Consider the following 25157-nt stretch of genomic DNA (forward strand, 5'->3'; position numbering starts at 1 on the left):
TACTATCGCAACACGGTGCCGCAGAGTTCCCGCGGATAACTGATCTGGCAGCCAGCGGTGGCGAAGAAATCGCCCTACAACTCACATTGGTCCAGTTTAGGAGCTGGTGGGTTAGGCTACGGATCTTCATCGTGCGAATCAGCGTCCGTCTACCGGTTCTCCAGTCTCCAGACGCTCGGAGCCACACCCGACCAGCGCCGGAACGCATGCGTGAAGGCTGCGAGTTCGGAGAAGTGCAGGACCTCTGAGATCTGCGTCACGCTCAACCCGGTGTCGACCAGCAGCCGCTGTGCCACCTGGAACTGCGTCTCACTGGTGAGCTGCTTGAAGCTCGTGCCCTCCGCCCGCAACCGGCGGGCCATGGTGCGGCGGTTCGTCATTTGCCTGTGCGCGACCCGGTCGGCTGTGCAGCGCTGCCGGGTGACAGCGATCTGAAGGTAGCGGCGCAGCTCATCCGTCAACGTGTAGGGCTGATCGGCCCCGATTTGGCGGATCCGCTCCTCGAGGTCTCGGCAGGCGACCGGGTCCGCGCCCGCGATCGGCTGCTCCAGGAGTTCGGCCGGGAACACCAGGGCGGCCACCTCCTCGTCAAACCGGAGCGGCGCGCGAAAGAAGGTGCTGTAGGGCCTTCTGTCCCGCGGCGCAGTGCGCGGCAGCAACACCTCAAGCGGAGTCCAGCCGAACCCGCACAGCCCCCGCAGCACGTTGGTCATCGTGGCGAGCGCGCGCTCGGAATGGGGGGCCGCTACCTCGGGCCTCGGATCGTAGGGTGAGTGGCTGAGGACCGACACGCCCTGGCAAGTGCCGAGCCCGATCACCGCGCCCCAGTTCCGCTTGCCCACTTGCTCTTCGAGCGCTCGCAGGGCGTCCCCGACCGTATTGGAGTTGCGCATCAGCAGTCCGACCGGCCCGAGCGAGGCCAGGGTGTTCCGCTGACCGACGAGGAGGCCGAGGTGGCGACAGCCGGTGCGTTCGGCTCCGAGGGCAATCAGGCGGCCGAACGCGGCGTAGGAGACAAGGGCGTTACCGCCGTCGAAGAGAGCCGGATTGAGACCGATCTCGGCCACGAGGGCGTCGGGATTGGCGCCGAATTCGACGAGGACAGCGTAGAGCGCTCGTGCGACCTCGGGATGGATGAAACCGACAGGCTGCGTTTCAGGCGGAACGGGAATTCGGGCTTCGAGAGACGGATCTGAGCGGCCGTTCGTGTGTGGCGCGATAGGGTATTCCATGGCGTGGACCCCCTTGATTCCGGATCCGCCTGATCCCGATAGCCTAGGTTATTCCTGCGACAATGGTTGATCCGTCCGCTTCGATCAAGTTTTATATTTAGAAACGCATTGACAGAAATCTGTTGTCGTTACTTTTTCAAAATCGAATTGCGCGATATGCTTCGTTTAATATTGTATTCGAGGAACGCCGCCCATCCAGATGACCCAAACCTCCCGGGGAGTCGCTTAAATGCGAGCTTCTCTTTCGGCACATTCGATGATGGAGGGCGGCGCCTTTTTATTGTTCAGCGGCTCGACTCAGTAGTGCCGGTCCATTCTCCGGTGGTGCCGATAGTCCCGTCGGTCCATTCTCCGGTCGTGGCGCGCCATCCGACGGTCGTGCCGACGCATCATTCCCATGGTCTGCACCTTGATGATTGGCCCGTCCGCGATCCCGAACGCGCCAATCGCTGACTGAGAACCGATCAGCGGGGCCGCGCTTGCTCCGCCACTCAGTCCGAGCGCAAGAGCTGCAGCGATGGACAGCCCCGCGAGTCCCAGCTTCGGCATCGTCATCTCCTGACTTTGTCACAGGCCCGAGAACAGGCTCTGCCGTTACCTTCTAGCTGTAATGACGAGCGGTGCTTGATCGGACGAGACACGGGTATCGGCCGCGCAGTGGCAGATCGCCATTGGTAGCGGACGTGCAGGTGGCCCGCACGAAGCGCGTCATTTGCAACCTGACATCGCCGAGAGCCACTTGCGTGTGAGGGCGCGTGCGGTGAAACGATCGACCAGGGGTTCCATCGATGCGACCGGCTTCTTGCAGGACCGGTCGGAAATTTGGCAAGCTTTAATCGCTCCGGCCATCAACGTTCACACGACGGCCGACCTGGGGTCGGCAGCGAACATCTTGCAGGACCGATTGCGGGTGTCGACCAATATTTCGACGTAGAGCCCGCACGCTGATGTTTGACGGAGGGTCAAGCGGACAGACTGCGGGCAGCCCCGTATCGCTTCACCTGGAATTGGTGCTGCGGATGGCGAGATTGATGCGCCTGCCCTCGCGGTGCCAGAGCCAGGCCGTCCCTGCTAGCCGGTGGCCAGCGATCAGGACGGATACCATGAGACCCGGAATCTCCTCCTGCTAACAACCATCGCCACTGGGGGTTAGCGATACACGTACAGCCCGTGCCCTACCAGCACGGCGCGGAATAACTCTCACCAGCCTCTTGCCTTTAGGGGACACGGAACAGTGCCCTGTAGACCGTCGGCAAGCGTCCTGCACCTACCGGCTGCCGCTCACACACTGGTCAGGAAGGGCATGCCCTGACGGTCAATCGGAACGGAGGCCATCGATAAGGACAAGCGGTCTCAATTGCGCGGCTGGCCGTTGGCAGGGCCGCCGGCATGAGAGCCAGAATAGCCGTAGGCGGGCGGCTTCAACGGCCGTACCACTGGCTGCACCGCGCCGCCCCTATTCAGATCATTGGCAGGGCCGCCGGCATGAGAGCCAGAATAGCCGTAGGCCGGTGGCTTTACTGGCCGTACCACTGGCTGCACCGCGCCGCCTCTATTCAGATCATCGGCAGGTCCGCCAGCGTGGGGACCCGAGTAGCGGTAAGCTGGTGACGTGGTCTGAGCCATCGGGCTCGGCAGACCGCAGACGAGTATCAAGGCGGCAACAGTGAGTGGAAGATTTATCCTCATAGCAATCTCCAATGAGCGTCGCTCGTTTTCGGGTTCCGGCGCATCCTTAGCCGCGTTCTGAGCCCAAGAAGCGTGCCGATCCGCGCCGGTGAATGGGATCTGAGCGGCGCTTTTGGCGAGGATCCGTCTGGTGACTCCATGTTAGCCCCTTGGAAAATCGCCCGCTCATGCCGAGGCCGATCCGGGAACAATCGCGATCCGGCTACGGCAGGCCCTAGATATAGTGGCCTGCCGCCAACCCGGGGGCGCTAACCGTCAGCACGGCGAGGGCATACTTCGACGACCACTTCGGTCACGGCACGCGGCAGCATACAGAGGTTGGACAAGTCAGCTTGATTGGCTGGGACAGTGGCCCTGCATATCGGGATGGATTTCAGCGTCCCTTCATTAAAGCAGTCATAACGCTCATGAGACAGGGGCGATCTCAACCGGATACATATATATGTATATCCAAAATTGATCGGCAGCATTCCTCAGAATTCTTCCGAAATATCAGGATAATCTGGCGAGGTGTCTAACGAGAATCATGACGGCTGCCGCGTAGAGGAAGGTTTTGGCGGAGGCGGCGATTGCGGCCTATCTAGTCAAAGATCCTTAGAAAACCGCGTTCAAGACCGCCCGCGGCGTCCAGACCAGAGGCCGACCACATTGAGCAAGCTCCGGCATGAGCGGCGCGATCACCTCCCACTCCGTATCGATCAGGTCAGTTTCGTCGCGAAGACCAATGCGGCTATGCTTCTGCCGGGTGGCCAAGGCCGACATGGCAGGTCCAATTCGGGCTTCAACACCCGCCAAGAATTAGCACCGTCCCGACCACTCAACCCCGCCTCAGACTCTTATCGGACGGGCTCTCAGCTCGACTTTGGCCAATCGGACGGGCGGTTTGGCGGCAGGTGACGAAGCGGGCATGACGGGTAGGCTCGGTGTGTCCCGACCAAGAGACACCCAATGCCTGATCTGCCCGCCCGCTTCGCCGAGCTCATCCTGGCGTTCGCGCCACTGTTCGTCCACCGCTCGTGGCGACACGCGCAACTGCTGCTGATCGGTGCGATCCTGACCCCGGGGCGGCGCACGGTGGCGAGTGCCCTGCGCATCATGGGTCGCGCGCAGGATCGGCGGTTCGTGAACGTTCACCGCATCCTCAACCGCGCCGCGTGGAGCCCGCGTGCTGGCGGCCGTATCCTGCTCGGGCTGCTGATCGCCGCTTTCGCTCCACGCGGTCCCGTCGTCTTGGCTCTCGACGACACGATCGAGCGCCGCCGCGGCAAGCGGATCGCGGCCAAGGGCATCTACCGCGATCCGGTTCGCTCCTCCGACAGCCATTTCGTCAAGGCGAGCGGCCTGCGTTGGATGAGCCTGATGCTGCTGGCCCCAATCCCCTGGGCGGGGCGCATCTGGGCGCTGCCGTTCCTCACCGCGCTCGTGCCGTCCGAACGCGCCTGCCGGGAGCGGGGCCGCCGGCACAAGCCTCTGCTCGATGTCGGGCGTCAACTCGCCCTCCAAGCGCGGCGCTGGCTGCCGGGCCGCGATCTCGTGCTGGTCGGCGACGGCGGCTTCTCCGCCCTGCTGTTCCTCGACGCGATGCGCCACGCCCGCATCACGGCGATCACCCGCCTACGGCTCGACGCGGCCCTCTACGAACCCGCTCCGCCCCGGCCGCCCGGCACAATCGGGCGCCCACGCACCAAAGGCGCACGCCTGCCTACACTCGCCGCGAGCCTCGTGGCCAAGGACACGCGCTGGCATGCGGTCGTGGTGTCGGGCTGGTACGGGTCAGCCCAGCGCGCCATCGAGGTCGCCTCCGGCACCGCGGTGTGGCGGCACGGCGGGATGCCGGTCGTGCCAATCCGCTCTCGTGCTCGTGCGTGATCCCGCCCAACGCTTCGAGGCCCAAGCCCTGCTCTGCACCGACCTCGCCTGCGACCCAACCCAGGTCGTGTCGTGGTTCGTCCGCCGTTGGAGCGTCGAGGTCACCTTCCAGGAAGTGCGCGCCCATCTCGGCGTCGAGACGCAGCGGCAGTGGTCCGACACGGCAATTGCCCGCACCACGCCCTGCCTGCTCGCCCTGTTCTCGATTGTCACGCTGCTGGCTGCGCAGCTCCCGGCCCGCCAACGGCAACGGATCGCGGCCGCCGCGTGGTACCCCAAACCGCGCCCGACCTTTGCCGATGCTCTGGCCGCCGTGCGCTATGCGATCTGGCGCGAGCGGACTTTGGCAACATCACCGCGCCGATGCGCCCGAACAAAACCCCGCTTCCGTTTGCCAGCGCCCTGGGCCTATGCCCTCTGCCACGCCGCATGAATTGCCAAAGTCGAGCTCAGGCTGCAGAGGGAGCGACGCTCCAGCTCTGCCATCGCCGCCATGTTCGACACGTCCTCGCGTGTAATTGGGAAAGCGGTCGTCCGCAGGGTCACGAGCGCGACTGCCACGAGAACATCCGTCAATCGTTCAGCGCGACGCCCTTGGGCCTGGATGAGCGACTGAGCAACTAATCCCGTTCGTCTGCCTTCATGAAATGCCTCATTCTGGCCTCTACTCGGCTCATCGGATCAAGCGAGGCGCCTGGCGCGACGCTACGGTTGTCCGGACAAAGGGCCGGCCCTGAGCCGACCCCGGGTCCGCCCCGATCACGCGGATTGGGCGCGGACTGCCTTCAGCACGTCCCGAGCAAGGAGACAGCCCCATGAACAAGATCCTTATCGCGGCAACGGGCATCGGCGCCCTGATCCTGACCAGCGTCACGGCGGACGCGCGCGGATTTCGCGGCGGGGGCGGCGGCTTCCGGGGCGGGGGCGGATTCCATGGAGCCGGGATGCGGGGCGGCGGCTTCCGAGGGGGCGGGTTCCACGGAGGGCGCGTGGCGGGCGGCTATCGCGGCGGATATGGAGGCTACCGGGGCGGCGTGGCGGGCTATCGTGGCGGGTATGGCCGCTACGGCTACAGAGGTGGGTATGGGCGCTATGGCTACCGCGGTTATGGCCTCGCGGCGGCCGGTGTCGGCGCTGCCGCCTATGGCGCGCACCGCTACTACGGCGGCGGGTGTGGCGCCTACAGCTACTACGACGCGAATCACGGCGGCTGCGTGCCCTACTGAGCGGTCGCGCCAGCGTCCTACGGGTTTGGCCACCCTGGCGTGACCCGGTGCAGCCTGTGTCCCCGGCGTCCTCAACCAACCGGCCAACCGAGACGCCGGGCCGTGGCCAGAAGCGGTGCCGGAGGAAGTCTGGCCTGGGCTGCGCGTCCGCGCTCAGTAGATCCAGCGAAACCCCCGCCGTATCCGTTCGCGCCCCATCTGGCCACCCCGGAGATGATTGCGAAACAGCCTGTCCATGGCATGCACCGCCAGGCCGTACTCACCCCTGCAGTTCTCTGCCCGCTCCTTAGGCAGGTCGCCGCGCTCGACCAGGTAGCCGAAGGCGCGCCGGTCCGAGCCGTATGCGAGGCAGAGCAGGTTGTATAGGCGCTGGTAAAACAGCCCGTGATCATCGGCGTAGGTGGCTTTCTCCTGCTTGTCCTCCGCGCCGTAGCTCGTGAACAGGATGGAGCTGCCCGCGATGATCTGCCGGGCCTGGGCCGGCTTCAGGCGGAGCAGGACGAGCGCGGCGAACTGGTCGGCGGCGTCCTCCTCGCGGCCGAGCACAGGTACGTCCAGCAGGTCGAACAGGGCATGCCCGGTCTCGTGCAGGAAGACCTGCGCGACTGGGCCGGAAACGGCATCGTGAAGCGACAGGCCGCCGAGGGACGGGGCCCTGCGCGCCCGATCGCGCACATCCTGGATGTATTCGTAGCAGACCGTGACCGAGCGGGTCTTGGGCTCGTACCAGGCGTTGCTCTCGCCGTCGCACTCGGACAGGCGCAAGGTCATGGCCCGCGGCAGCCGGACCATACCGACGATCTCGCGCAAGCCCTCAAGGACGCGGCGTGCGCGCATTTCCCGGTATATCTCCTGTGCCTGCGCGGTCTTCGGAACCTGGTAGACGGTCCGGATCGGGCTGCCCGTATCGGCCCGGGAGGCGCTGATCATCAGGGTGAAGGCTAACCCGGCGAGGGCAAGCGGCCGTGGCATCGTCCCGCCTCCAGGGCTTCGGGGCGTCGGGGCGTCGGCAACATCGGACAGCGCGGACAGCCCTGGCGGGACCCGCGCCCCTGCTCTCGGTCACCGTCTACGTCGCCTCACCCGCCCTGGAGGCGGGTGAGGCGAATCCTCACTCAGCCCTCGTCGTCGTCGTCATCGTCCATGAGCTCCTTGCGGCGATTCTCTGCGGCGTCCCGCAATCCCCCGATGACCCGGGTGACGACCACGCGCATCCGGCTCTTCTGATCTGGAGAGAGGGTCTGGTAGAGCGGCTGCCAGGCATCCGCGAGCTTCTTGAGCCCGTTGGCGCGCTCGTCCATGATCTCGGCCCGCTCGCGCATAAGCCGGAGCGGGTCGGGGTCGGCGCGCTGGGCAGCGGCCCGTCCCTGCAGGTTGGACAGCCGGGTGTAGCGCGCATCGGCGCGCGTGCGGATGGCCTCCTCGATGGCCGGCCAGTACTTCTGCTGGTCGGGCGTGAGCTGGAGGGCGGCCTTCACCACCCCGATCCGGGCATCGGTCAGGGCCTTGAAGTCCGTCTGGGTCAGCTTTCCAGTCTCACCGAGCGCGCCGGTACGGGACACGTCCTCCGCCAAGGCCAACGGGCCTCCGGCGAGCACGAAGACGGCAGCCATGGGAATCAAGCGCTTCTGCATATCGGCCTCCTATCCGGGTAGAGCGTCCGGGCGACAGCCCGGGCCGTGGTGTCCGTCGTCGGTCTGTTCTGAGGAGACGGAGCGGATGTCAGTACGCGTGACGCCGGCTGACGCGCCGGGCCGTCCTGCGAGCCGACCGGTGTGCCATCCCGACCGCCGTCACGGTCTTGATGACCAGGCGATCGGACACCGCGGTCGCCTGGACCGCGGGTCGGAGATAGCTCAAGGGGGCGGCCCGAGCGGCGCCCAGCGGGACCAAAGTCAACGCGGCGAGGACGAAGAGTCCGGACACATGACGGCACAGCATGGGCATCTCCCTCGGTTCAGCCCCGTACCGCCCCCGGTGCGCCTCGCTCGTGATCGGACTCTGGCGAGTCATGGCGCGGGAGAGGCGAGATTATCCGTCCGCGGCACAAGGTCTGCCGCGTCGCGGGCGTGACGAGAGCAAAGCTTCATCTGGCCCGGGACCGCAGCCGTTCTGGAGGTAGATCACTGTTCCGGACGGCCTGCTTGATCAACAGGGTCTTTACTACGGGAATTTGCGGCTGCGGGCGTGAGCCTCGGACGCGTCGCAAACTCGGAGCCGAGACACAGAAAGACCGCTGCCGCCGCGCTTTCTTTTTTGGTTCGACGGGGGTCCGAAGCAGTTGACGAGCAGCTGGTTGTGCTCACCGGCCGTCGGGGCGCGCGAGAACCCTACCAGCGTGCAGAGCCGTTGCCATCGCCGCGGCACTCAACCTCTACCGACTCGCCGTGCGGTTCGCCGAACGCCCAGTTGGCACGACGCGCACCTCACGCTCTGCCGCTCTCGCTGCATGACTGCGATTTCGCTAACAGTGTTCCGCCCGTTATGCGAATGGCTCCGGATCGAAGCGGTCGCATGAATGCCAGCACGGGAGGAGCGTCCGACGGTCCCGGAATGACCGGGAAGGGCGCGAAACCCACGGTCCGGTTCTGCGTGCGACGGCATTCCGATCTGACGTAGTCTGGCCGAAAGCGGCCCGTCTGCATCGGATAAGGTCAGTTGTGAAAGGGGACAGGCTCCTGCCGCCGCTTGGCAGCCGCCCGGGATGTCATCGACGAGGCATCACTTACGAGATCATATTAGACCTTTGAAAACCTTGCGGCTGCGCCGATGAGCTCATCTCCTGTCCTCGCCGTTCCGTCGGGGACGATGGCGGCGTCAATCGACATAGACACCCGCCCCCACGAGTGCATCGACGCCGTCGACGCGCGTCGCGCAGATGTAGCTCCACTTCACGTGGGCATGGGACTGTCCGGGCTTGGGGAACATGTAATCGACCCAGCCGGAGCCGAACGTCTTGACGACTTCGATGAAGTCTCTGTGGAACCGCTTTCCGTCAGCATCGCGGTCGTCGAGGAAGTCCCGTTCTTCGCGGTCCGGGCGAGCGGCGTTGAACAGCACGATGCCGTTCATGTCGACCACGAACAGGTAGACATCCGCGTATCGCCAAGAGCTGCCTTTCGTCCTGAAGTCCGCAAAGGCTTCGCTGCCCCGTTCCACTAGAACGTCGGAGGCCTTGTTGACCAGGGACTCGATCTCCGCCGCTTGATGTGAAATTGGGAATTTCCCCCGCCCGAGAACAGGAGATGGGGCGACCAGGATCAGCAACATCAGACATGCCGCCAACGTCTTGAACATGTTGCCGCCTCCCGTCGCGTCATTTCGATGAGGCACGATGCGAGTTCAGTTCCGGCGTGGCTCGAACCAGTCCCGCGTGACATCTGGACCCGACCGCTGCGTGCGTCACCCAGGAGGCTCGCCGGAAGCACGCCCGTTCCGGAACGGCCCGGCAATCCGGGCCAGCGGGGTCTAAGAAGTCCTGCTGGGAGCCTTGACGCTCACTCGCGTGTTCGACCGGCGGCAGAGGCCACGTTCGTGCGCCGCCTCGCCTGATAGAGACCTGCCGATTTCCGAACGGCGCCTCAAGCGGAGGATAGGGCGCCGCGCCTAGGCAATACGCCTGACTTCATCAGGCATAGAACCACGCGTCGGTCAGCCCGCGTACAGGCAGGACCGGGGTGCGCCGAACCCTACAGGCGCGACCTATTCCGGCATTCGAAATCGCGCTGAAGCGGGTCCCGCATAGAGGTGGCCGTCAGGGCCGAATGCACCGGCGAATGCCTGTCCTCCTGTCGTTTCCGCGCAGACGAGATCATGATTTGAAATCTCCGTCACCGTGCATCCCGACGTTGCCGCCAGCGCGCCCGGGACGAGCCGGAAGTCGCCGCGCTCGGGTGCCGTGAAGCCCGGATTGCCGGCACGTCCGTGGGACTCGATCCGGTGCTCGCGCTGGAGCGCGATCGGAAAGCCGTTGCTGCTGACATCGTAATCGAAGACGCTCGCGAGCGCCGGGAGATCGCGTCCGGACTCGTCGACGGGCAGCCACCGGAAGCAGTCGAAGAACGGCAGCGTTCCGGTCTCGCCGAGATAACGGGCGAGGCCGTCCCCGCCGACCACGCCGCGTCCGCAGGTGCTCACATCGAACGTCTCGGGTCTCGGCCGGCACACTTCCTTATCGTAGCCGGGCACGCCGTCCTCGCAGAACAGCAGGGCGTTGTTCCAATGCCTGACATAGGCGGCCGCGCCGATCGCGGTCACGGGCGAGCGCAGGTACCAGCTGTTGTTGAACAGGTAGATCGCGCCGCGCTCCGCATAGCGGTAGGTCCCGGGCTCCGCATCCCGCGGCGGGAGCGCGAGCTTGACGACGCGGCCCTGGAGGCTGGCCTCGCAGGTCTGATCGAGCGGATCCATCCAGGAGACGGCACCGCCCGGACCGATGCTCTCGACCCCGACGGGAAGCCAGCGGGCGCGCGGGAAGTCGTACCGGCGGTCCAGCTTCGGATCGAACGCCCCCCCGGCGGCCGGTTTGTCGACGGGATGGCGTGTGCAGGGCGGCGGGAACGGTGAACGATCCGGCAAGGCGGTCGCGGGGACGTCGTCGAACCAGCCGCGATTGCTGTAGATGTAGATCGGGCCGCCCGCCATGTCGTCGAACGAGAACCACGCGTGGGCATTGACGATCCGGTTGCGGTAGATCCGAACGTCCGTCGCCCAAGTCTCCAGTTCGACGGGGTTGTCGCGCACGTAGGCGAACAGGTTGTCGTAGATCCAGATGTCCTGATTGAACGGGCAGGTCTCCGGCGAGAGATCCGCAGCCTTGCGGTCATCGCAGGCGGCCGCCTTCAGCCGCACGCCATTGTAGGCCGAAACGACCGTGTTGCGGCGAAAGATGATCGGCCCCCGCACATCGGTTGCGCCGAGGAGCGCGCCGTTGAAGTGATCGTAGGCGCCGTGATGGCTGACGCCCCAAGGAATGCTCCGCCAGAGCAGGCCTGGGCAACCGAGCGGGCTGACGCGGCCGTCGGCGCAGCGGAACGGCCCATCGCGCGTCAGGGCCGCGGCGTCGAAGCCGCTCGCGTCTTGCACCCATGTCACGTCCTCGACCACGAGAGAATCGACAGGGTGCTCCGGGCTGCCACGCGCCGCGAGACCGTAGCTGCTTCCGATCACGAGCGAGCGGCGCAGCGTGACGCGGCGGCTGCCGATCGCGCGGACAGCCGCGAGCCAGCACCCGTCGAAGGTCAGATCCTCGATCGTGACGCCGTCCCCCCGGTCGATATCGAGGCAGGCCGCCTCCGCAAGCCTTCCGGCACGGCCGATCGGTATGGCGAGCCGCGAGCGGCGGCTGCGCTCGCGCTCGCCGGTCGAGGCCGGCATGGTCAGGGCACCGAGCAGATCCGGAGTCCGGGGGGCCGCAAGGGCCATCGCGAGGCCGCCGCAGGCCTGCTCGACATCGTCCTCGGGCATCGGGCAGCCGCGTATCTCCTCGACCGTGCGTCCAACCAGTCGCGTGCGCTGACCAAGCCCCCTGATTAGAACCGGCGGCGCGTCCCGCTGTCCCAGTCCGGTCAAGACGATCCGCTCGCGGTAGAACGCTGCAACCGCCGGATCCGGATTGTCGGCGAGGAGTTGGACGACGTCGCCCGGGCTCAGTCCCCGCATCGCCGCAGTCGAGAAGGCTTGCGTCTGCGGGGTGACCATCCGGCCGTCCGCACCGTATCCCGGTCCCGATCCTGAGGGCGTAACGTAGATCGTCCGTGCTACGGCACCCTGCGCCCCCAGGCAGAGCAGCGCCGCCGCGAGCACGCGCCGCGCGCGGCGGCTGCCGGGGGACGAGCGGAGCCGGGCCGTCGGGAGGCCGATCGCGGCATCCGCTCCATCAACGAAAGCCATCGTCGGCGCCTCGACCATGCCGGTGCGGACAGGAGATGCGATCAACAGGCCCGGGACCCGCGCGAACCCGGCACCGGAACGTCGGGCCGGTTACTTAGCCGGCACGTGCTCGACCTCGATCTCCGCCGGGGCGGCGCGCTTGGCAGCCTCGTAGGCATCCCGATAGCCGCGCGCGACGGCACGCACGCCGCGTCCGATATCGGCGTAGGCCTCGTCGGACAGGTTGGCGAGGGAGACCCGCAGGGACCAGTCGGGCGCTTCGAACCCGCCGCCGTTGAGCAGCACGATGCCGTGGACCTCGGCCAGCCGGAAGGCGAGGTCTAGCGGATGGACGTTGCGCTTCAGGTAGGCCACGGCTTCCTCGCCGATGTTCTTGCGCGCCCAGAACTCGAAGTCGATCAGCCCGTAATAGGCATCGTAATTCGGGTTGGGCGTGAGCTGGAGGCCGAGCCCCTCGATCATCGACCAGGCGCGCCGGTTGACGATCTCCATGCAGGCGTCCTGATAGATCTTGTTCTCGTCCATCAGTTCGGCGAGCGAGAACAGGCTCATCATCACCTGCTGAGGCAGGGAGAGGCCGGCGGTGTGGTTGAGCGCGATGTCGCGGCTGTCGGCCACGATGCGGTCGATGAACTTGAGCTTGCGCGGCTCCAGGGTCAGCGGCCCGTAGCGCTTGTCGAGATCCGCGGTCACCTCGGGCGGCAGCTTCGCGATCGCCGTGTCGAAGATATTGTCCTCGTGGATCGCGATCGCGCCGAGCCGCCAGCCGGTGCAGCCGAAATATTTCGAGAACGAGTACACACCGATGGTGTTGTGCGGCAGCTCCGCCATCAGCGATCGGAAATCGTGCACGAACGTGCCGTAGACATCGTCGGTCAGAATCATCAGATCGGGCCGCTTGTCCCTGACCAACCGGGTGATCTTGGCGATCGTCTCCGGGCTCAGCGCCATCCCGGTCGGGTTGCCGGGATTGACGACGAAGAAAGCCTTGACCTTGGGATCGAGCAGCTTGTCGATCTCGGCATCCGTGTACTGAAATTTGTTCTCCTGCGGCGCCTTGATGTGAACCACGTCGAGGGCATAGTCCTCAAGATGCGTCATCTCGAGATAAGGCGTGAAGATCGGCGTGCCGAGGGCGATCGTATCGCCCGGCATCAGGAGCCGGTTGGCCTTGAGCGACTTGAACAGGTAGCACATCGCCGCCGTGCCGCCCTCGACCGCGTAGATGTCGAACCGGCCGGGCGGCTTGCGCGACCCGCACATCGCCCACATCAGGTATTCGTGCACGATGCGCTCGTTGTGGACGAGCATCCGGTCGGGAACGGGGTAGTTGTCTCCGACGATCGAGTCGACGAGTTCGTGCACGAAGGCGTCCGGCTCGAAGGCGAATGTCTTCGTCGCGTAGGGAACGAGGGCGGTCAGGAAGTCCGCGCCGGGCTGATCGGCACGCTGCTGCAGCCAGGCCGCGAGCCGCTCCGCGCTTCCGGTCGCCTGCGGCATGCCGCCGAGCCCGGCCGGGTGAGTCATCACGCGCCGGCTCTCGCTCATTGCGAATTGGCCGAGGAGGAAGAAGGCGTCTCGCGGCGTCGTCGCGACCCAGTTCGGATTGCCCCGCCCCGCATTGAGGAAGGCCGATTGTGTCCGGCGCGACGTCGACTTGGCCAGCTTGATCAGTTCGTCCTTGATCTCGAATGGGCTAAGCGACTCGAAATCCCGTAGATCGAACGATTCTGCCATGACAATACTCCCCGTCGCGGGTTGTCTCAGGAAAAGGCGAGCACGATCACCATGCCGTAGATGGTGAGCACAGTGTTGCCGATGGCGTAGGGCATGCCGTAGCCCAGGGCCGGGATCTTGCTCTTGGCGGCTTCCTGGACCATGCCGAGGGCCGCCGTGGTGGTCCGCACGCCCGCGCAGGCGCCGAACAGGATCGCCGGGTGAAACTTGAAGATGTACCGGCCGATGTAGACCGACAGGACCATCGGGATAGCGGTCGCGAGTGCCCCCCAGAGAAGAAGACTCAAGCCCACGGCCTGGACGCCCGCCACGAAGCCCGGACCGGCGCTGATGCCGACGACGGCGATGAAGATGTTGAGGCCCAGCGTATTCAGCAGCCAGAGGGCCGGTCCCGGGATGCGTCCGAAGACCGGGCGGATGGTTCGCAGCCAGCCGAGCACCAGACCGGCGAGCAGCGCGCCGCCGGAGGTCGACAGGCTGATCGGGATGCCGCCGAGCTTGTAGCTCAGGGCGCCGACGAGGCCGCCGAGGACGATACCGGCGGCGAGGAAGGCGATATCGGTCGTCTCGACCGTCCGGTCCGGGTAGCCGAGTTGCTCAATCGCCGCTTCGACGTGGCGACGGCCTCCGGCGAGCGTCAGGATGTCCCCGCGCAGGATCTCGGTCCGCGGCAGCACGGGGATCTCGACCATGTTGCGCATGATCTTGCGCAGATAGACGCCGCGTGCCCACTCATGGCTCGCAAGCGCCTCAAGGGTCATGCCGGCGACGGCGCGGTGCGTGACGAGAACGTCGACGACCTCTGCCGGAACATTGAGGAGTTCCCGGTCCTGGACCTCCTCCAGCATGGGATTGAGGGTTTCGACGAGGCGCTCGCGACGTCCGGAGACGGCCACGACGTCGTCCGGCCGCAGCATGGTCTCGCCATCGGCCTCGATGATCTGATCGCCGCGCCGCACGCGCTCAACGAAGACGCGCATCCCCGGCCATATGTCCCGCACCGGACGGCCGACGATGCTGTCGTCGTCGGGTACCCGGTAGGCCCGCAACTCGATGTGACGGATCGCCGAGATGAGGCCGCCCTCGCTCACCTGACCGCCCATCGTCTGCTCGTAGTCTTTGCAGGCCTTCTCGAGATCGACGCCGATCAGCTTCGGTCCGAGCTGCGCCAGGATGATCGCCGACCCGATCGTCCCGAAGATGTAGGTGACCGCGTAACCGATCGGGATCTGATCGAGATAGGTCTTGGCCTGGTCGGCCGGCATGTCGAGCCGCGCGATCTGGTCGGATGCGACGCCGATTGAGGCCGAGATGGTCTGCGAGCCGGCGTACATCCCCGCCGCGTAGCCGAGATCGAGGCCGGCGAGCTTGGCGCAGAGCACGGGTGAGAGCAGGCAGAGGACCAGGACGACGAGCGAGAAGCCGATCTGCCGCGGGCCCTCTTTGGTCAGGCCGCTCACGAATTGCGGCCCGACTCCATAGCCAACCGCGAAGATGAACAGGATGAAGAAGGTCGACTTGACGTTGGGCGAGATGGCGATCCCGAGCTGCCCGATGGCGACGGCGGCGAGCAGGGTCGCGGTGACATTCCCGAGGCTGAAGCCCGCGATTTTCCGAGGACCGATTGCAAACCCGATCGCCAGGGACAGGAAGATCGCCAGCTCGGGATAGGTCTGAAAGGTTCTGACGAGCCAATCGGCCATAGGATGTTTCCCTATCCGGTCGCTCGCCTTCGCATCAGCGATTCCAGGCGCGCGGATGACAGCTGCCAATATTGCGGCAACACCCACCAGATCCCGCCGCGGTGTGAACCCGGACGGAAGCTATGACGGCCAGAATCTATAACGGCACAGATACGATCCGCTTGATCATTCGTGACAGAGACAGATCTCGTTGCCGAGATTTCGTAGCTTGTCATTTGGCCATCTTGTTCAACATGGAAGCGACTGTAATTTAGGCTGCCAATGGAATGCGGCTCGGCGTCTGGCGGGACCGTTCCGGCGACCCTGCGTCGAGCCGCATCTCGGATTCGTCCGTCAGGCCGCAATTCGACCCGATCCAACCGCCCACAAAGTCCTCTACCACCGGGTGCGCGTCATGGGCATGGCACAGCGCCTTCAGGCGATGGCGGTTTCCGGGCTCGGAGGTCCGGGACAGGACGGCGCCGTGATCAAAGGCGTCGGCTACCGGGCGATCCACGGGGTCCTGGTGACGGCCGCCCTCCTTCTATCGGTTGCTCCCGTCCATGCCGCTCCTGCGCGGCACGGCCGCGGGCGCGTCGTCATGACCTACGTGCACCCGACCGACCCCACGCATCGCGAGATCTACCGGACGCTGCGGCGGCAGCGCGTGTTGGAGCGGCTCGGAGCGGTCGTCCGCCTGGTCCGGCTCCCCGGTCGTTTGACGCTCCGGGTGAAGGGGTGCGGCGGCGAGGCGAACGCCTGGTACGATCCCGCCAGCCGCGCCGTAACGATGTGCTACGAGCTGGTCGCCGGTATCATCGCTCTCGCCCCGCACGAGGCCTCTGCAGGCGGCGTCACCGAGGATCAGGCGATCCGTGGGCCGGTCGCCCAGATCCTCGTGCACGAGACCGGACATGCCTTGTTCCACCTGTTGCGCGTCCCGATCTTCGGGCGCGAGGAGGACGCGGCCGACCAACTCGCAGCCCTCCTTCTGCTCCACCTCGCTCCTGCGCGGGCCCGGGATCTCGTCGGCGGGAGCGGGTACTTCTTCGTGACGCTGGGGCGACAGGAAGCGGTCGACAGGACCAGTTTCGCCAACGTGCACGGCCTATCGTGGCAGAGATTCTACAGCCTCGTCTGCCTCGCCTACGGCTCCGATCCCCGTCGCTACGCCGACATTGTTGCAAAGGGCTATCTGCCGACCGAACGGGCCGCGACGTGCGGAGAGGAGTACAAGCAGGTGGCTTACGCCTTCGAGAGGCTGATTGGCCCGCACCTGCGGGTACGCCTGTATCGCGGCGCGCGCCTGCGGCGCGCATGGCAATCACGCGCCCCGTAGACCCTCCGCTGCCGTCGTTGGGCGATCACTGGCGGCTTCACACCGCGCGCGGATCTTCAGTGGCTCATGAGGCAGCAGACCGGCGAACGTTTCAGGAAATCTCGCGTCACGCCGCCGAACAACCATTCCCGCAATCTGGACCGTCCATATCCGCCCATGACCACGAGATCCGCATCCGCCTGGTCTACGAAGCGCAGGATTTCATCCGCAACGTTCCGAGCGTTCGCATCCAACAGGTGCTGGCTGACCTGTGCGCCGTGACGGGCCAGAAACTCCGCGACGCGATCGGCACTATCGGATCGGGCTTCCTCGCCCGCGCTGACGACGGAGACGTGCTTCGCGCGGCGGAGGAACGGCAGCGCAGCCGAGACCGCGCGGCGTGCCTCGGGCGCATCTTTCCAAGCGACAACGATCCGTTCGGCTCTGAGGTCATCCGAGCCGGGCGGAGTCATCAGGACCGGACGCCCGACTTCCATCAGGACCGCGCCGGGTAAGGCGCTCATCTCGCCGATGCCTTCATCACTCTCGCGCCCAACGACAACGACGTCCGCAGCCAGCGCCTGCCGCACCAGAAAGTCTGCCGCGTTGGCCTCTGCTTGTAACCAGCTGGTCGGGACATCCGCGCCGGAATTCCGCTCGAACAGATCCCGGCATCGCTCCAAATCCCTCGCGAGCTTGGCTCGCTCCTCGTTGTAGGCCGTCTGAATCTCAGCCAGGTCGTAGCCGGGGCCAGGATTTGGAATCTTGCGCGCGGCGACACCGGTCAGCATGGCCTCGAAGCGCTTCGCGAGATTCGCCGAAAGGCGAACGCGGGTAGCGGCTGCCGCGCCAAGGTCAAGGGAAACCAGGATGCTGGCGAAGGTCATCTCATCAACTCCCGTCGAACCGTCACAAAGGTCGTGCGGTCAGCTTTGCCGGCGCCGCCGCAATCGGCGTGCGCCCGGGTTGCGGTCCTGGAAAACGCATGGCGCTCAGCTGAGGAGCCTTTTTCATGGCCCGATCACGGGAGCTTGCCGGATATCTTCGCGCGTGCCGCTTACGGTCAGGTCATTGTCGCGCTGATGCAGCCGTGGGACCGGGATGCCGATCTCCCCGCCACGGAGCCATCGTCGGCGGGCGACCACGGCGATCAGCGTGTGGCCGTCCTGTGAGACCCTGACATCCTGCACGCGCCCCACGACGAGCTTGTGATCGGCGTGGAGCCACCGTCCCCGGAGGGTCGGAATCAGCGACGCCGCCGCCATCTGCATGTGCGAATCCGCCTGCATCGCGATAAGCGAGCGGGCTTCCTGCGCGCGCGCGGCGCCGGCGAACAGGATGAGGGCGCAGACCAAGATGCGAGCGGGTTGGCGCATCCCTTGTCCCTCCTCTAACCCGCCTGAGGCATGTCACTGTCGACGGGGCTGTTCGTCTCCGATCGCTTCTCCTTCCGCCATGTGCTGGGCGCCATGCCCGACCAGCGCCGAAAGGCATGCGTGAAGGCGGCAAGCTCGGAGAAGTTCAGGGCCGCCGAAATCTGCGTCAGGTTCATGCTCGTGTCGGCCAAGAGCTGCTTGGCCACCGCGAACTGGGCCTCGTTGGTGAGCTGCCTGAAGCTCGTGCCCTCGGCCCTCAGGCGGCGGCTCAGGGTGCGGCGGTTCACCAGCCGCAGGCGCGCTATCCGCTCCGCCTTGCAGCGCTGCTTGATCACCGTAGCACGGAGATAGTGGCGGAGCTCGTCGGTGAGCTTGGCGGGCTGAGCGACCTCGATCCGGCGGATCCGCTCCTCCACGCGTCGGCGAACGGCCGGGTCCGCGCCGGCGATCGTCTGCTGCACGAGGGGCGCCAGAAAAATCAGGGCGGTCATTTCCTGATCGAACCGGACGGGCGCGCGGAAGAACGCACCGTATGGCGTGCTGTCATCCGGCGCGGAGCGCGGCAGTAGCACCTCCAGCGGCTCCCATCGGGCCCCGCAGAGCGCCCGCAGAACGTTGGTCATCTTGGCCAGGGCCTGCTCGGAATGCAGGGCGGCTCCGACAACCTCGGGCTCATACGGGGTGTAGCTGGGTACGGCGATCTCGCCGAAGACGCCCAGCCTGACCACGCCGCCCCGGTCCTGTACGCACAGATGTGCCTTGAGGGCCTGCAGAGCGTCCCCGACCGTGTCGCAGTTGCACAGCATCGAAGCGCGGAGCCACTGTGAGGCCAGCGTGACGCGCTCCCCGATGAGGAGCCCGAGCTGCTGGCAATCGGCTGCTAGAGCGATGAGGCGGCCGACCGCGGTGAACGGGACGAGCTTCGTGCGGCTATCGATTATCTGCGGATCGAGGCCGGCTTCGGCGACGAGGCTGCCGAAGCCGGCGCTGAGTTCGGCGAGATCGACTTGGATCGCCCTGACGTCGTCGACTGGGACAAACCTCGTCGAGGGCGCTTTCTCGGTCGCGTGGACGCGCTCGGCCAAGGCTGCCTCCGTCAAGCAGAAGCCGCTGCGCAACTTGGCGGACAGGGGCATAGTCGCATCCTCCGACGCCAGTTAATCTGAGCCTCTAATTACTTCTTGATCGGACGGGACACCGGAACAGCTCCGAACCTAGTAAGAGGCTCCCTGATCTTTTTCGGGGCCGAGCGAGGACTTCTCAGAGGAACCTTGCCGGCCGATCCATCAGAGTTGGCTCGGTCCCGATACAGAGAACTCCGATACTGGGACGAAAAAGGATTCACGGCAAAGTCCGGCTGCGGCGCGCAGCCGGGACTGCGCCTTCACGGGAGTGAACACACCTTTGCAGGCCGCGTCCCGCCGCCAGCCGGCCTGAGTGCGTCGCGTCCGCGATCGAGATCCTCTATCGCCGCAACACCGTGCAGTCCGCGAACGGTGGCTCCCGCCGCCGGATCAGTACTGCTCCGGCACGAACCGCTGGTCGCGCAGCGTGTCGTCGTAAGCGTTCTTCTTGCAGCGCTTGGGTAGCGCCACCGGCTCCGGCTTGAGCTCCCGGTAGGGGATCAGATGCAGCAGGTGCGCGATGCAGTTCAGCCGCGCCCTGCGCTTGTCGTCGGATCGCACCACATACCACGGGAGATCGTCGGAATCGGTTGCTGCAAGCATCGAGTCACGAGCGCGGGAATAATCATACCAGCGCCGATAAGATTCCAGGTCCATCGGGCTCAGCTTCCACTGCCGCAGCGGATCGCTGATGCGGGCCTCGAAGCGGATCCTCTGTTCCTGGCGGCCGACCTCCAGCCAAAATTTGATGAGCTGGATCCCGCTCCCGGCGATGAACTGCTCGATTTGCGGACAGAGGGTCAGAAAGCGACGCTGCTCGGCCTCGCCGGCGAACCCCATGACGGCCTCGACGCCCGCACGATTGTACCAGCTGCGGTCGAAGATCACGATCTCGCCCGCAGCCGGGAAGTGCGCGATGTAGCGCTGGAGGAAAAGCTGGCTCTTCTCGCGATCGGACGGCGCCGGCAGGGCGACGACGCGGAACACGCGCGGGCTGACCCGCTCGGTGATCGCCTTGATGGTTCCGCCCTTGCCAGCCGCGTCGCGCCCCTCGAACACCACGATGATCCGTGCGCCGGTCGCCTTCACCCAGGCCTGAAGGTGGCAGAGCTGCACCTGTAGCTTCCGCAACTCGCGCTCGTAGACCTTGCGCTTGAGCCGGCTGCGCTCGCCGGGTGGCTCGTCATCGACGCGCCACTCAGCGGCGAGTGCCTGATTCGTACCCTCCATGGGGCCAATCCTCCGCTATTCCGCCGGGAGATGCCCCGGCGTGCCGGCGGGCGCGTTGGGTTGCGCGGCCGTGTCGGTCGTCTTGCCGGTCCCACCGCTCAGGAGGCGCCACGCCCGCTCGCGCAGGCCCTGGAACACGACGTAGAGCGGCGGGATCACGAAGATGCCGAGGAACGATGCGGCGATCATGCCGCCGAACACGGGCGTGCCGACATCGCGCCGGGCGAGTTGCGAGGCGCCTGTGGCGATCACGAGCGGGAGGAGCCCGAGGATGAAGGCGAAGGAGGTCATCATCACCGGGCGGAAGCGGAGGCGCGCGCCTTCGGTCGCGGCCTCGCGCAGCGGGACGCCCTTGTCCCGCTGCTCTTTGGCGAACTCGACGATGAGGATGCCGTTCTTGGCGGCCAGGCCGATCAGCACGACCATGCCGATCTGCGCGTAGAGATCGAGGGTGAGATTGCCCCAGACCATCGCCGCGTAGGCGCCGACGATGCCGACGGTCACGGAGAGCAGCACGGGCACCGGGATGGTCCAGCTCTCGTACAGGCCGACCAGGAACAGGAAGGCGAACAGAACCGCGAAGGCGAGGATGATCGCGGTCTTGCCCTCCGCCCGCTTCTCTTGGAAAGCGGTGTCGGTCCATTCCCCGCCGAATCCCGCGGGCAGCGTGCGTGCGGCGACGGCCTCCATGGCGGCGAGCGCCTGGCCCGAGGAGACGCCCGGCGCCGGGCCGCCCTGCACCGTCACGGCGCGGAGGTTGTTGTACCGGATCAGCGCGGGCGGTCCGACGATGATGCGGGCCTCCGCCAGGCTGCGCAACGGGACCATCCCGCCGTCCTTGTTGCGCACGTTGATGCGGTAGATGTCGTCGATCTTCTGGCGGTCCGTCGCCTCGGCTTGGACCTGGACCTGCCACGCACGGCCGAACAGGTTGATGTCATTGATGTAGTAGCCGCCGAGCGAGGCCTGCAGTGCCTGGAACACGGCGTCGAGCGACACCCCGAGGATCTGGACCTTGTTGCGGTCGATGTCGAGGTAGACCGAGGGGTTCGTCGCCGAGAAGGTGCTGAAGACGCGATTGAGCTTCGGCTCCTGGTTCGCCGCGACGAGAAGCCCGCGCAAGACTTGCGCGAGCTCCTTCGGGTCGCCGCCGCGCAGGTCCTCCAGCACGTAGGCGAAGCCGCCACCGGTGCCGAGACCGATGATCGGCGGCGGCGCGATCGGCACGACCGTGCCGCCGGGGATCTCGCGGAAGCGCTGGCCGAGCCGCGCGATCAACGCCGCCGCGCCGTCGCCCACGCCCTTCCGCTCCTCGAAGGGCTTGAGCGTCACCACCTGGAAGGCGGCGCTGCCCTGTGAGTAATTGTCGATGAAGTTGAGGCCGACCACAGTGGTCGTGTCCGCGACCGCGTGCTCCTCGCGCAGGATCGCCTCGGCTTTGGCTGCGACCTCCGAGGTCCGGTCGACGGACGCCCCCTCGGGCAGTTGCACGACCACAAAGAACGCGCCCTGGTCGTCCTCCGGCAGGAAGCCGGTGGGCGTGATCTTGGCCAGCTCGACCGTGCCCCAGGCCGCCGCGAGCGACAGCACGACGCCGATGATCGACAGGCGGACGATGCGGGCGACCGCCGCACCATAGCCGTCGCGCACCCCGTCGATCGCGCGCATGATGAAGCCCATGATCCCGCGGCGCGGGCCGTGGTGCGGCCGAAGCAGCACCCCGCAGAGCGCGGGCGAGAGCGTCAGCGCGTTGATCGCCGAGAGAAACATCGAGACTGCGACCGCCACGGCGAACTGGCGGAACAGCTCCCCCGAGATGCCGGGCACGAAGGCGACCGGCACGAAGACCGAGAGCAGGACCAGGGTGATCGCGATGATCGGGGCCGTGATCTCGGCCATCGCCCGCTTGGTGGCCTCGCGCGGGGAGAGCTCGGGATGCTCCTCCATCACCCGCTCGACGTTCTCGACGACCACGATGGCGTCGTCGACCACGATGCCGATGGCGAGCACCATGGCGAGCAGCGAGACGGAGTTCGCCGAGTACCCCACCGCCTTCAGGGCGATGAAGGTACCGATCAGGCTGACGGGCACGGCCAGCGTCGGGATGAGCGTCGCGCGAAGACTTCCAAGAAACAGGAACACCACCACCACGACCAGCACGAACGCCTCGATCAGGGTCTTCTGCACCTCGTGGACGGTCTCGGTGATGAAGGCCGTCGGGTCGTAGGTGACCTTCCACTCCAGCCCCTCCGGGAAGGAGGGGGCGAGCGCCGCGACGCGGGCCTTGACCTCCTTGAGCGTCGCGATCGCGTTGGCGCCCGGCGATTGGTAGATCGCCACGACGGTCGCCGGGCTGCCGTTGAGCCGGGTCTCACGGTCGAGGCTCGCCGCACCCAGTTCGATCCGGGCGACGTCGCCGAGGCGAAGCAGGGAGCCGTCCGGGTTCGTGCGCAGGACGATGTTCTGGAACTGCTCGGGCGAGGTGAGCCGTCCCTGGGTCTGGATGCTGAGTTGAAGCTGCTGCGCGTTGGAGATCGGTCGGGCACCGATCCGCCCCACGGGCGCCTGGACGTTCTGCGCCTTGATCGCGTCGATCACGTCGCTCGTGGTGAGGTTGAGCCCGGTCAGCTGGTCGGTCCGGACCCAGGCCCGCATCGCGTAATCCTGCGGTCCCCACAGGGTCGCGTCGCCGACGCCGGGCGTGCTCTTGATGCGGTCGAGCAGATTGATGGTGACGTAATTCGAGATGAAGAGCGGGTCCTGGGCGCCCTTGGGCGAGTAGACCGCGAGCACGCCGAGCAGGGCGGACGACTTCTTCTTGACCGTGATCCCCTGCTTGCGAACGTCCTCGGGCAGCTTGGCTAGGGCGATCTGGACGCGGTTGTTGACGTTGACGGCGTTGATGTCGGGATCGGTCCCGAGTTCGAACGACCCGGTGAGCGTGTAGCTGCCGTCGTTGCCGCTGACGCTCTTCATGTAGATCATCTTGTCGACGCCCACGACCTGCGACTCGATGGGCTGGGCGACCGTGGATTCGACCACCGCGGCGGCGGCGCCGGGATAGGTCGTCGTCACCGAGACCTGCGGCGGCACGATGTCGGGGTACTGCGCGACCGGAATGGTGAACAGCGCCAGGGCACCGGCGATCGACGTGACGATCGCGATCACGATTGCCAGGCGCGGTCGGTCGACGAAGATCGCGGACAGCATGGCCTCAGATCCCGCTTGCCGACTGGCCGATCGGGTTCGCCCGAACGGCGATCCCGGGCCGCACCCGCTGCAGGCCGTCGACGATGACCAGTTCGCCACCCGACAGGCCCTCGTCGACGATGGCATCCGGTCCGGCGCCGCCGGAGCCCAGCTTGACCCGCCGGATCACGGCCCGCCCGTCCTCGACGACGAAAACGTAGACGCCGCCCTGGTCGGCGATGAGGGCAGCCTGGGGCACCATCACCTTCTCCACCGGCGCTCCGGTCTGCAACGCGACCTTGACGAGCTGGCCGTCCCGCAGGGCGCCGGTGGGGTTCGGCATGCTGGCGCGCACCAGCACCGTATCGGTGGTGCGGTCGACGCTGATGTTCACGAAGTTGACCCGGCCGGTCTGGTCGTACGTCGTGCCATCGGAGAACTGGATCCGCACGGCGATCTTGCTCCGGTCCGGCTGGACACCGCTCTGCTGCACCCGGAGGAATTCGCGCTGGCTAACCGGGAAGGAGACGTACATGGGATTCTGGCTCACGATGGAGGTGAGCACCCCGCTATCCGGTCCAACCACGTTGCCCTTCGTGACGCTGGTGCGTCCGATCCGGCCGGCGATCGGGGACAGGATCTTCGTGTAGCCGAGGTTGATCTGCGCCGTTTTCAGGCTCGCCTCGTCGCCCAGCACGGCGCCTTGCGCTTGTTCGAGGGCGGCGCGCGCCTGGTCCCGCGCGACCACGGTGCCGGAATTGCGATCAAGGAGATCCTGCGCGCGCTGGAGTTGGATCGCCGCGAGCGTCTTGGCTGCGCGGGTGCGCTCCAGCGCCCCCTCCGCCTGACGGACGGCGGCCTCGAAGAGGTCGGGCTCGATCCGGTAAAGCGGCGCTCCCTCCGGAACGAGTTCGCCCTCCTTGAACAGGACCGCGTCGAGGTAACCCGTGACCCGCGCCCGCACCTCGACGCGGCTCACCGCTTCCACCCGGCCGACGAAGTCGAGCGCCTTGTCGATGGCCCTCTTCTGCGCGGCGACGGTGCCGACCGGGAGGGCTGCTGCGGGGGCAGGCTCCGCGAAGGCGACATGCGATCCTGCGGTGAGAAGAGCGAGGACGAAGAGACAACGAGACCAGCGGAACATGACCGTCCCTCGCCCGGAGAATCCCCTCGCATCCTTGCAGATTACGTCCGCCCGGCTTGATCGGACGGGACAATTGGCCGTCCCACTCGTAACGATCAGGTCCCGGGTGATACCTCGTGGCTCGAGAGCATCAGCGCCTTCAGCTTTTCGCGGCCGAGCACGCGGCCAAGCTCCCGCCACGCAAAGTAGGGTACGAGCGCGATGGCCATGATCACCGTCATGACCGCGAGGCCGCGCACGCCGCCGCCGACCGCTGGCAGGGCCTCGACCAGCCTGTGCCCCTTCCAAAGGTTGATCAAGGTCTCTTCCAGGGCGTAGGCGCAGACGAGAAGCACGGCAAAACCGGCAGACCGTAGCGTGATGGGCAGGACTGTAAAGGGCGGACCAATTCCAGGCCGCCGTGTCGGAGCAAAATCAGGCCACTGGCAACGTGCAGCTCGAACGAAGAA

Annotated in this window: 19 protein-coding genes; 4 read left to right on the forward strand and 15 right to left on the reverse strand. The window is 66.2% G+C overall.

Annotation, left to right across the window (positions count from 1 at the left end; all coding sequences use genetic code 11):
* Positions 1–149: 149 nt before the first annotated feature.
* Positions 150–1232, reverse strand: coding sequence for an AraC family transcriptional regulator (locus tag JOE48_RS01135; RefSeq protein WP_210026076.1), 1083 nt, complete (start codon positions 1230–1232; stop codon positions 150–152).
* 297 nt (positions 1233–1529) lie between these two features.
* Positions 1530–1781, reverse strand: a complete 252-nt coding sequence (locus tag JOE48_RS01140) for a hypothetical protein (protein ID WP_056532045.1) — start codon at positions 1779–1781, stop codon at positions 1530–1532.
* 2088 nt (positions 1782–3869) lie between these two features.
* Here JOE48_RS01140 and JOE48_RS01145 point away from each other — a divergent pair.
* From JOE48_RS01145 to JOE48_RS01150, 3 genes are all read left to right on the forward strand, one after another.
* Positions 3870–4790, forward strand: coding sequence for a transposase (locus JOE48_RS01145; RefSeq protein WP_245252676.1), 921 nt, complete (start codon positions 3870–3872; stop codon positions 4788–4790).
* Positions 4777–5223: a hypothetical protein gene (locus JOE48_RS30045; protein WP_245252677.1), complete on the forward strand. Its 447-nt coding sequence runs from the start codon at positions 4777–4779 to the stop codon at positions 5221–5223. The genes JOE48_RS01145 and JOE48_RS30045 overlap by 14 nt, the downstream gene beginning before the upstream one ends.
* Positions 5224–5605: 382 nt before the next feature.
* Positions 5606–6016 (forward strand): hypothetical protein, encoded by a 411-nt coding sequence (locus JOE48_RS01150; RefSeq protein WP_056532027.1) that lies wholly within the window; start codon positions 5606–5608, stop codon positions 6014–6016.
* A gap of 153 nt (positions 6017–6169) precedes the next feature.
* Here JOE48_RS01150 and JOE48_RS01155 read toward each other — a convergent pair whose 3' ends face one another.
* From JOE48_RS01155 to aspT, 6 genes are all read right to left on the reverse strand, one after another.
* Positions 6170–6988 (reverse strand): DUF4344 domain-containing metallopeptidase, encoded by an 819-nt coding sequence (locus JOE48_RS01155; RefSeq protein WP_056532025.1) that lies wholly within the window; start codon positions 6986–6988, stop codon positions 6170–6172.
* A 143-nt stretch (positions 6989–7131) separates the two neighbouring features.
* Entirely contained in the window at positions 7132–7650 is a 519-nt protein-coding gene (locus JOE48_RS01160) for a Spy/CpxP family protein refolding chaperone (RefSeq protein ID WP_056532023.1), read from the reverse strand.
* A gap of 1183 nt (positions 7651–8833) precedes the next feature.
* On the reverse strand, positions 8834–9313 hold the full coding sequence (locus JOE48_RS01165; RefSeq protein WP_056527357.1) for a cache domain-containing protein: 480 nt from the start codon (positions 9311–9313) through the stop codon (positions 8834–8836).
* Between the two features lie 405 nt (positions 9314–9718).
* Positions 9719–11908, reverse strand: coding sequence for a hypothetical protein (locus JOE48_RS01170; RefSeq protein ID WP_244491951.1), 2190 nt, complete (start codon positions 11906–11908; stop codon positions 9719–9721).
* Between the two features lie 90 nt (positions 11909–11998).
* Positions 11999–13645, reverse strand: coding sequence for a bifunctional aspartate transaminase/aspartate 4-decarboxylase (locus JOE48_RS01175; RefSeq protein ID WP_210026078.1), 1647 nt, complete (start codon positions 13643–13645; stop codon positions 11999–12001).
* Between the two features lie 26 nt (positions 13646–13671).
* On the reverse strand, positions 13672–15348 hold the full coding sequence (gene aspT, locus JOE48_RS01180) for an aspartate-alanine antiporter (RefSeq protein WP_210026080.1): 1677 nt from the start codon (positions 15346–15348) through the stop codon (positions 13672–13674).
* A 400-nt stretch (positions 15349–15748) separates the two neighbouring features.
* On the opposite strand from aspT, the gene JOE48_RS01185 reads away from it, so the two are divergent.
* Positions 15749–16666, forward strand: a complete 918-nt coding sequence (locus tag JOE48_RS01185) for a DUF4344 domain-containing metallopeptidase (RefSeq protein WP_245252678.1) — start codon at positions 15749–15751, stop codon at positions 16664–16666.
* Between the two features lie 56 nt (positions 16667–16722).
* Here JOE48_RS01185 and JOE48_RS01190 read toward each other — a convergent pair whose 3' ends face one another.
* The 7 genes from JOE48_RS01190 to JOE48_RS01220 form a co-directional block, all read right to left on the reverse strand.
* Complete coding sequence (locus tag JOE48_RS01190) at positions 16723–17532, reverse strand: universal stress protein (RefSeq protein WP_056527348.1); 810 nt, start codon at positions 17530–17532, stop codon at positions 16723–16725.
* A gap of 123 nt (positions 17533–17655) precedes the next feature.
* Positions 17656–18000 (reverse strand): PRC-barrel domain containing protein, encoded by a 345-nt coding sequence (locus tag JOE48_RS01195; protein WP_245252679.1) that lies wholly within the window; start codon positions 17998–18000, stop codon positions 17656–17658.
* 35 nt (positions 18001–18035) lie between these two features.
* Positions 18036–19157 (reverse strand): AraC family transcriptional regulator, encoded by a 1122-nt coding sequence (locus tag JOE48_RS01200; protein WP_210026085.1) that lies wholly within the window; start codon positions 19155–19157, stop codon positions 18036–18038.
* A 378-nt stretch (positions 19158–19535) separates the two neighbouring features.
* On the reverse strand, positions 19536–20375 hold the full coding sequence (ppk2, locus tag JOE48_RS01205) for a polyphosphate kinase 2 (RefSeq protein ID WP_210026087.1): 840 nt from the start codon (positions 20373–20375) through the stop codon (positions 19536–19538).
* A 15-nt stretch (positions 20376–20390) separates the two neighbouring features.
* Positions 20391–23585, reverse strand: a complete 3195-nt coding sequence (locus JOE48_RS01210) for an efflux RND transporter permease subunit (protein ID WP_210026089.1) — start codon at positions 23583–23585, stop codon at positions 20391–20393.
* A 4-nt stretch (positions 23586–23589) separates the two neighbouring features.
* A complete protein-coding gene (locus tag JOE48_RS01215; protein ID WP_210026091.1) occupies positions 23590–24708 on the reverse strand; it encodes an efflux RND transporter periplasmic adaptor subunit in 1119 nt (372 codons plus the stop codon).
* 95 nt (positions 24709–24803) lie between these two features.
* On the reverse strand, positions 24804–25043 hold the full coding sequence (locus JOE48_RS01220; protein WP_245252680.1) for a hypothetical protein: 240 nt from the start codon (positions 25041–25043) through the stop codon (positions 24804–24806).
* Positions 25044–25157: the final 114 nt, after the last annotated feature.

It is taken from the genome of Methylobacterium sp. PvR107, from assembly GCF_017833295.1.
Taxonomy (GTDB): domain Bacteria; phylum Pseudomonadota; class Alphaproteobacteria; order Rhizobiales; family Beijerinckiaceae; genus Methylobacterium.